Source organism: Kitasatospora sp. MAP5-34, assembly GCF_029894335.1.
Lineage (GTDB): Bacteria > Actinomycetota > Actinomycetes > Streptomycetales > Streptomycetaceae > Kitasatospora.
Map to the genome: position 1 here is coordinate 1 of NZ_JARXZC010000101.1, position 1,664 is coordinate 1,664.

At 70.4% G+C, this 1,664-nt stretch carries 2 protein-coding genes; both read left to right on the forward strand.

Annotated elements, in window-relative coordinates; all coding sequences use genetic code 11:
* The first annotated feature begins 190 nt into the window (after positions 1-190).
* Positions 191-652, forward strand: coding sequence for a hypothetical protein (locus P3T29_RS32530; RefSeq protein ID WP_280720283.1), 462 nt, complete (start codon positions 191-193; stop codon positions 650-652).
* Between the two features lie 73 nt (positions 653-725).
* Complete coding sequence (locus P3T29_RS32535) at positions 726-1,559, forward strand: transposase family protein (RefSeq protein WP_280720284.1); 834 nt, start codon at positions 726-728, stop codon at positions 1,557-1,559.
* Positions 1,560-1,664: the final 105 nt, after the last annotated feature.

Genomic DNA, 1,664 nt, shown 5'->3' on the forward strand with positions numbered 1-1,664 from the left:
TGGGCAATTGCCAACCTGAACGTGCAGGTCACGGGGCTGGTGTGGGCCGGAGGCGGGGTGCTCGGGCTGGTCGGGGACGTGATTGCTAGCAGGAGATCGTTTGCCGTGCGGCCGGTTCGTCCGAATCCGGGCGTCGCCCGCCGCGGCCTCCTACCCTCCGAGGAGGGTTCGGACGGGAGGCGTGCTGGTGGTGGACGTGTTGACGTGGGTGATGCAGCGGCGGCTGGTGCTGGCCGACCGTGCCGAGCGGCTGCGGAAGGAACTCGCCGGGCTCGACGCGGAGGTCGCGCGGCTGGAGGTTGCGGAGGTGGTGTTCGGGCAGTTCGCCGACGCTCAGCGGGCCGGCCGGGCGGACGATCCCGCCATGGCCGAGGAGTTGGAGCGGGTCACGACGGGTCCTGGGGCGGGCGGGATGCTGCTGGTCCCGCACCGCGAAGAAGGCATGGACGCCGGCGTGCTGCCTGCCGACTACCAGGCGATCCTCAAGGCCGTCGCGGGGATCGAGGGAGCGGTCAGGGCGGGGGACGTGGCGCTGGCGCTCGGCAGGGGAGTACAACCGGCGCAGGTCGAGCCACTGCGCGGCCAGCTGCGGCGCCTGGCGGATCGGGGCTGGCTGCAGCGGACCCCGTCGGGTCGCTACACCCTGCGCTGATGTCGGATGCCGCCGCGCGAAGCGGCCGAATCCATCCGTAACTCATGGACCCCCGGCGAGTGTTGGGGATTCCATGCGAAAGAACTCCAAGCCCGCCGAGGGTCCTGAGGGACTTGTCTACCGGTGCCGCCTGTCGCTGTCGAGCGCCACCGTGAACATGGTCGCCGACCTGATCCGCGGCCACCTGAAGAAGATCGGCTCGCGCTGGCGCAAGCTTGCGCCCGGCAGGATCGCCGTCATCGTGCTCGCCGTTCTGCGGCACGACCAGCGGCTTTGCGACATGGCCGGCGGCAACGACGTGTCCGCCTCCACCGTGCGCCGCTGGCTGCTGGAAGTGACCGGTCTCCTCGCCGCCCGCGCCCCGCGACTGGACCGCGCCCTGAAGAGGATCACCCGCAAGGGTGGCGTCGTGGTGCTGCTGGACGGCACGCTGGTGCGGACCCGCCGCCGCACCGGGGACGAGAACCGGCCCAACTACAGCGGGAAGCACAAGGTCCACGGCCTGCTGTTCCTCGCACTGACCGACGAGAAGGGCAACCTCGTCTGGATCTCGGCGGCGAAGCCGGGGCGCTCGAGCGAGATCACCGCCGCACGCCACAACAAGATCTGCGCCAAGCTCCGCGAAGCCGGTCTCGGTGCCCTGGCCGACCTGGGCTTCGTCGGCCTCGATGACGATCCCGCCGACCCGGTGATCGTCACCGGCCGCAGGGCGACCCGGGGCCATCCGCTGACCAAGGCCCAGAAGGAGGCGAACCGGCTGGTCAGCCGCGAGCGAGCGGCCAACGAGCACGGCTTCGCCGACCTGAAGAACTGGCGGATCCTCACCAAGGTCCGCATGAACGCCCAGCACGCGACCACGCTCCTGCGCGCCCTGCTCGTGCTGACGAACGCCCAAGTCTCCCGCTGACGGACGATCACCCGATCGCGATCAGGCCCGCCACCCGGCCCGAGTACCCGACCGCGCACCACACCAGCCCCCGTGACCTGCAGATTTCAGGATGGAATTAGCTCA

Coding starts and splice junctions, on each gene's coding strand:
- P3T29_RS32535 (WP_280720284.1), top strand. CDS start 726: ATGCGAAAGAACTCCAAGCCCGCCGAGGGTCCTGAGGGACTTGTCTAC.